Source organism: Kocuria tytonicola (assembly GCF_003687455.1).
GTDB classification, from domain to species: Bacteria; Actinomycetota; Actinomycetes; order Actinomycetales; family Micrococcaceae; genus Kocuria; species Kocuria tytonicola.
Window position 1 is genome coordinate 1 of the sequence record NZ_PHOA01000121.1, and the last position, 6,319, is coordinate 6,319.

At 71.2% G+C, this 6,319-nt stretch carries 5 protein-coding genes and 1 pseudogene; 4 read left to right on the top strand and 2 right to left on the bottom strand.

All coding sequences use genetic code 11. The features are described from left to right. A pseudogene (locus CWC38_RS10520) lies at nucleotides 1-126 on the bottom strand (IS5/IS1182 family transposase); the annotation flags it as partial. Between the two features lie 262 nt (nucleotides 127-388). Here CWC38_RS10520 and CWC38_RS10525 point away from each other — a divergent pair. The 4 genes from CWC38_RS10525 to CWC38_RS10540 all read left to right on the top strand — a co-directional run bounded on the left by CWC38_RS10525 (nucleotide 389) and on the right by CWC38_RS10540 (nucleotide 5,397). Continuing rightward, the gene (locus CWC38_RS10525) at nucleotides 389-1,549 is read left to right on the top strand and encodes a histidinol-phosphate transaminase (protein ID WP_121846689.1); all 1,161 of its coding nucleotides are present in this window, start codon (nucleotides 389-391) and stop codon (nucleotides 1,547-1,549) included. Between the two features lie 96 nt (nucleotides 1,550-1,645). Continuing rightward, nucleotides 1,646-2,827: a thiamine pyrophosphate-dependent enzyme gene (locus CWC38_RS10530; protein WP_240625221.1), complete on the top strand. Its 1,182-nt coding sequence runs from the start codon at nucleotides 1,646-1,648 to the stop codon at nucleotides 2,825-2,827. After that, a complete protein-coding gene (locus CWC38_RS10535; RefSeq protein ID WP_121846691.1) occupies nucleotides 2,824-3,798 on the top strand; it encodes an alpha-ketoacid dehydrogenase subunit beta in 975 nt (324 codons plus the stop codon). The genes CWC38_RS10530 and CWC38_RS10535 overlap by 4 nt, the downstream gene beginning before the upstream one ends. Before the next feature lie 57 nt (nucleotides 3,799-3,855). Then, nucleotides 3,856-5,397: a dihydrolipoamide acetyltransferase family protein gene (locus tag CWC38_RS10540; RefSeq protein ID WP_121846692.1), complete on the top strand. Its 1,542-nt coding sequence runs from the start codon at nucleotides 3,856-3,858 to the stop codon at nucleotides 5,395-5,397. Between the two features lie 117 nt (nucleotides 5,398-5,514). Here CWC38_RS10540 and CWC38_RS10545 read toward each other — a convergent pair whose 3' ends face one another. Beyond that, a complete protein-coding gene (locus tag CWC38_RS10545; RefSeq protein WP_121846693.1) occupies nucleotides 5,515-6,213 on the bottom strand; it encodes a DNA-3-methyladenine glycosylase I in 699 nt (232 codons plus the stop codon). Between the last annotated feature and the right edge of the window lie 106 nt (nucleotides 6,214-6,319).

Here is a 6,319-nt window from a genome sequence, read left to right on the forward strand (position 1 = left end):
GTACACGATGCCCTCAACCATCGTGCGCGCGTCGGAGAACTTGCGGCCCGGCTTGCCCGTCGGGCGGGGCAGCAACTGCGCGATCAGTGACCACTGGGCATCCGAGAGAACCTGAAAACGTGACACGCCACGATCGTTTCAGACCCCGCCACCAACCTTTGTCAGACACGCCCTAGGTGCGTGTCTGTCACTCCGCGGAGCCGGGCCCGCCGTGGAACCCGCCCGTGAGGCCCGGCCGTGGCCGCCGGGAGCCCCGCTGCACCGGCGCGCTCCGCGGGTGGGCGCCCCCGCGGTGGTTCGCCGGAGCACGCGCCGCGCTCGACCACGGTGCCTGCCGGGCGCCGCTGCGCGGTGCTCACGGAAGGGCCCTGGCGCTAGCATGACAGCCATGAACACCCCCACGCCCACCCCTGGCCCGTCGTCGTCGCAGCGCGAGGTCAGGCGCGTGACGCCCCGTGCCGCGCTCGCTGCGCTCCCCGCATACGCAGCGGGCAAACCGGCTTCCGAGATCCCCGGGCTGGTGGCCTACAAACTGGCCTCCAACGAGAACCCCTTCGGTGCGGTCCCCGCCGTCAGGGAGGCCGTGGCAGCCTTCGACGACTACAACCGCTACCCGGACCCCGCGGCCACCGTCCTGCGGGAGTCCCTGTCCGGCTACCTGGGAGTTCCCGCCGAAGACATCGTGGCGGGCGCCGGCAGCCTCGGCGCCCTCAACCAGCTCCTCGCGGCCTTTGCGGGCACCGGTGAGGACGGGCGGCCGGACGAGGTGGTCTACGCGTGGCGCTCGTTCGAGGCCTACCCCATCTCGGTGGGTCTGGCCGGTGCCCTCAGCGTGCAGGTGCCCAACCTCCCGGACGGTTCCCACGACCTCGACGCCATGGCGGACGCGATCACGGACCGCACCCGCGTGGTTCTGCTGTGCACACCCAACAACCCCACCGGTCCGAGCCTGCGCGACGACGCCGTGCGCGAGTTCCTGGAGCGCGTCCCCTCGGACGTGGTGGTCGTGGTGGACGAGGCCTACTGGGAGTTCCAGCGCAGCGAGGGTCTGGCGGACGGGATCGCCCTCTACCGGGAGCACCCCAACGTGGTCTCGCTGCGCACGTTCTCCAAGGCGCACGGCCTGGCGGGACTGCGCGTGGGCTACACCGTGGCCCAGCAGGACGTCACCCGGTACCTGCGGCAGAGCGCTCCCGCCTTCGCCGTCACGGAGCTCGCGCAGCGCGCGGCGGAGGCCTCCGTGGAGAACATCGAGCAGGTCGAGGAACGGGTGCAGCTCGTGGTGGACGAGCGGGAGCGCGTGCTGGCGGGGCTGGCGGAACTGGGATGGCAGCACCCCCGGACCGAGGCGAACTTCGTGTGGCTCCCCCTCGGGGACCACAGTGCGGACTTCGCCCGACTATGCGATGAACACGCTCTGTCTGTGAGGTGCTTCACTTCCCAGGGGGTGCGTGTTAGTTTCGGGGAACCCGAGGCGAACTCCCGATTCCTGGAACTCTGCGCAGCCTTCCCGCACCCCAGCACCATGCCGACACCCCGGCACACCTGAGGTGGTGGAGCGCACCGAGAACCTCGCGTTCGCAATGCTCGTCACGACTGGGGCGATCCTCCAGCCGTGAAGACAGTGGAAGGACCTGAACCCACCATGGAATCACGCAGCCACGCAGGCGTCGTGGAAAGCACACTCCCCAAGCACCAGCTGCTGGACGAGCGGGGGGCCGTCACCGAGGACGACCTCCTGAGCCCGTACACGCAGGACATCACCGTCGACGACCTCCAGCACCTCTACCGCTCCATGACCAAGGCGCGGCGGGTGGACGAGGAGGGCACGTCGCTCCAGCGCCAGGGCCAGCTCGTGCTATGGGTGCCCCTCAAGGGCCAGGAGGCCGCGCAGATCGGCTCCACGTGGCCCACGCGGCCCACCGACAGGCTCTACCCCTCCTACCGTGAGCACGCCGTGGCCTTCGAGCGCGGTGTGGAGCCGTCCGAGCTCATGCGCTACTTCCGTGGCCACACCGCGGGCGGCTGGGACCCGGAGAAGCACAACCTGAACCTCTACACCGTGGTGCTCGGTTCCCAGGCCCCCCACGCGGTGGGCTATGCCATGGGCACCGCCCTGGACCGCAAGGCCGCCGAGGACGCCGGCACCCCGCTGGAGACGGAGCCGGAGGCCGTCGTCGCGTACTTCGGGGACGGCGCCAGCACCGAGGGCGAGGTCCACGAGTCCATGGTGTTCGCGGCGTCCTACGACGCCCCCGTGCTGTTCTTCATCCAGAACAACCAGTGGGCCATCTCCGTGCCCTTTGCCACGCAGTCCCGCGTCCCCCTCGCCACGCGCGCGGCGGGCTACGGCTTCGAGGGGCTGCGGGTGGACGGCAACGACATCCTGGCCGTGGTGGCCGCCACCCGGTATGCGCTCGCGAAGATCCGCCGAGGGGAGGGCCCGGTGCTCATCGAGGCGGAGACCTACCGCATGGGCGCGCACACCACCGCGGACGACCCCACCAAGTACCGCAAGCGCGAGGAGGAGGACCAGTGGGGTCTGCTGGACCCCATCGAGCGCCTCAAGGAGCACCTGCGCACCGCGCACGGTGTGGCGGACTCCTTCTTCGAGACCGTCGCCCAGGAGAACGACGATCTCGCGCGCCGCATGCGCGCGGACGTCCTGGCCATGACCCCGCCCGAGTTCGTGGACCGCTTCGAACACGTCTACGCCGAGCCCCACGCCCTCGTGGCGGCGGAGCGCGCCGAGTACCTCGAGTACCAGGCCGGTTTCGAGGACGCGTCCGACGTGCACGGCACCGCAGCGGAAGGGGTGGGCGCGTGAGCAGGCTGACCATTGCCAAGGCCATCACCGCGGGGCTCGCACGAGCGATGGACGAGGACCCGAAGGTCATGCTCATGGGGGAGGACATCGGCTCCCTCGGCGGCGTGTACCGCGTCACGGAGGGGCTCAAGGCCCGGTTCGGGGCCCACCGCGTCCTCGACAGCCCGCTCGGAGAGGCGGGGATCGTGGGCACCGCGGTCGGTCTCGCCCAGCGCGGCTACCGGCCCGTGTGCGAGATCCAGTTCGACGGCTTCGTGTTCCCGGCGTTCAACCAGATCACCACCCAGGTGGCCAAGCTCCACGCCCGCTCCGAGGGCCGCATGAAGATGCCCATGACCATCCGCATCCCCTACGGCGGTGTCATCGGTTCAGTGGAGCACCACTCGGAGTCCCCCGAGGCGCTGTTCGCGCACACCGCCGGGCTGCGCATCATCACCCCCTCGAACGCGAACGACGCCTACTGGATGGAGCAGCAGGCCATTGCGTGTGACGACCCCGTCATCATCTTCGAGCCCAAGCGCCGCTACTGGCTCAAGGGTGAGGTGGACGAGAGTGCACCTCCCGGGGACCCGTTCTCGGCGTCCGTGATCCGGGAGGGGCGGGACGCGACGATCGTGGCCTGGGGTCCTCTGGTACCGGTGGCGCTCGCCGCGGCCAACGCCGCGGCGGAGGACGGCCGCAGCGTGGAGGTCGTGGACCTGCGCAGCATCTCGCCCATCGACATCGACACGATCACGGCATCGGTGCGCAAGACGGGCCGCCTGGTGATCGCCCACGAAGCTCCCACGTTCGGGGGCATCGGCGGGGAGATCGCCGCGCGCGTCACCGAGCAGGCGTTCTACTCGCTCGAGGCACCCGTCCTGCGCGTGGGCGCGTTCCACCTGCCGTACCCGCCGGCCGCGGTGGAGGAGCACTACGTGCCCGACCTCGACCGGGTGCTCGACGCGCTCGACCGCACTTTCGCCTACTAGAGCGTCCACCCCATTCGCCGCTGCCCCGAGGGAGCGGCTCCCCAGGAGGGAGAACAGATGTCCCAGGTTTTCATGCTGCCCGACGTGGGCGAGGGGCTCACCGAGGCCGACATCCTGGCGTGGAAGGTGTCCAAGGGAGACACCGTGTCCGTCAACCAGGTGCTGGTCGAGATCGAGACCGCCAAGTCCGTCGTGGAGCTGCCCTCACCGTACGAGGGAACGGTCCAGGAGCTGCTGGTCCAGGAGGGTGACACGGTGGACGTGGGCACCCCGATCATCGCCGTGAGCTCCGGTGAGGACGAGCCCGCGGGCGGGACGGACCCCGGTTACACGGGCACGGTGCCGCAGAACGGGCTCGCCGCAGGATCCTCCCCCGAGGCTCCGGGCGCTCCGCAGGAGACGAGCGCCGACTCCTCCGAGGGCCAGCCCCTCGTGGGATCCGGTCCGAAGGCGGATCCCGTGCGCAGGCGGCGTCGTACCCGCGCGGGTGCCCCGGCCGCCGAGGACGCGGCCCCGGGCCAGACGGCGAGCACCCCGGCGGAAGCGCACGCGGGTGACGAGGCCGAGCACCGGCACGGCTGGGCCGGGAAGCTGTCCCGGACCGGCTTGGGCGGAGCGGCCGTGGACCTCGCGGAACGGGCGGGCAGGATCCGTGAGCGCGGCGGCTCGCTGCTGCGCACCCTCGAGGAGGGGGTGGGCGAGCAGACCGCCGTGCCACGTCGACCCACCCTGGCCAAGCCCCCGGTGCGCAAAGCCGCCAAGGAGATGGGCATCGACCTCGCAGACGTCCGGGCCACCGGCGACGGCGGTCACGTGACCAAGCGCGATCTCCTGGCGCACGCGAGCGGGGCAGGTGCGGCCGGGCAGCCCTCGGGCGGGCGGGCCTCCGCCGGGCCCCAGGTCTCGGACGAGCGTGTTGAGCGGCTCAAGGTGAAGGGTGTGCGCAAGGCCACCGCCCAGAACATGGTGAAGTCCGCGTTCACCGCTCCGCACGTGTCCATCTTCGTGGAGGTGGACGCCACCCGCACCATGGAGTTCGTCAAGCGCCTCAAGCAGTCGCCGCGCATGGAGGGGATCAAGATCTCCCCCCTGCTCATCGTGGCGAAGGCCGTGATCTGGGCGGCGGAGCGCAACCCGGACGTGAACGCCACGTGGGCGGACACGGAGATCGTCGTGAAGCGGTTCATGAACCTGGGGATTGCCGCGGCCACGCCCCGCGGGCTGTTGGTGCCCAACATCAAGGACGCCCAGGACCTCTCCCTCCGGGAGCTGGCGGGAGCCCTGCAGGAGCTCACCCAGACCGCTCGCGCGGGACGCACCCAGCCCGCGGACATGCAGGGCGGCACGCTGTCGATCACCAACATCGGCGTGCTGGGTGCGGACACCGGGACCCCCATCATCAACCCCGGGGAGTCCGCCATCGTGGCGTTCGGCGCCATCAAGCAGAAGCCGTGGGTGGTGGACGGGGAGGTGGTGCCGCGCTGGATCACCACGCTGTCCGGTTCCTTCGACCACCGCGTGGTGGACGGCGAGCTGGCTGCGCGTTTCATGTCCGACGTCGCACGGATCGTGGAGGAGCCCGCTCTGCTCCTGGAGTGACGCCCCACCGGTGGGCTCCGGCCGCTGCTCGTGGTGACGGCCCGCAGACCCTGGTCTGCGGGCCGTTCGCGTGCCCGGTGCTGGGAAGGGCAGCAGTTCGGCGCGGACGGGGCGGGGTCAGCCGACGGCCGTGGTGGTGGCCCGGAAGCACCCCGCCACGTGCCCGGGTGCGCGGCCGATCCGCTGCAACCACCGGTGCGCGCTCACCGGGCCCACCAGGACGATGCCGTGGGCGCGCAGCGCCTGCGAGAGTCGCCGTGAGGCCGCGGTGGTGTCCGAGAGGTCCAGGGCGTTGCGGGGAGGTGCTTCGCAGGGTGGGATCTCGGCCTCCTCGAGCAGCTCGTTCCACCGGGCGAGGTCCCAGTCCGCGCACACGCCGGCGTTGTGGACCACGGCCTCGATCTTGGCCCGGTTGCGGATGAGCTCGGGGTTGACCACGAGGTCGTCGATGTCGTCCTCGTCGAACAGAGCCACCCGCTCCGGGTCCAGGCCCGCCATGTGCAGGTACCAGGAGCCGTGGCGCGCGGACTGCGACCACCGCGCGAGTCCGGAGTCCACCAGCTCGAGGGCGAGCGCCGCGAAGTGCTCCCGGGCGGTTGTGGCAGGGGATCCCCAGTCGAGGTCGTGGTCCGCGAGGGTTCCGGCCGTGGCGAGGGCCCAGGGGCACCTGTCCAGGCCGTCACCGCAGCGGACGGACTGGAACGCGGCCGCCGCGGGCGGTGCGGTGGCCCCGGGAGTGGCACGGGCGTCGTCGTGGTGGAAGCGCTGCGGAGCGGGCGGGGTGCTGGGTGCGGGCGGTGGTGCGGTGGAGGTCATGCGAGCACGCTAGGACCCGGGGGTGCGGCCTTCCGCTGCTCGTCGCGCACCCGGGGACAACGACGTGCGGTGTGCACCGCGGCCGGGTGCTGTGCAGTGCCCTCGC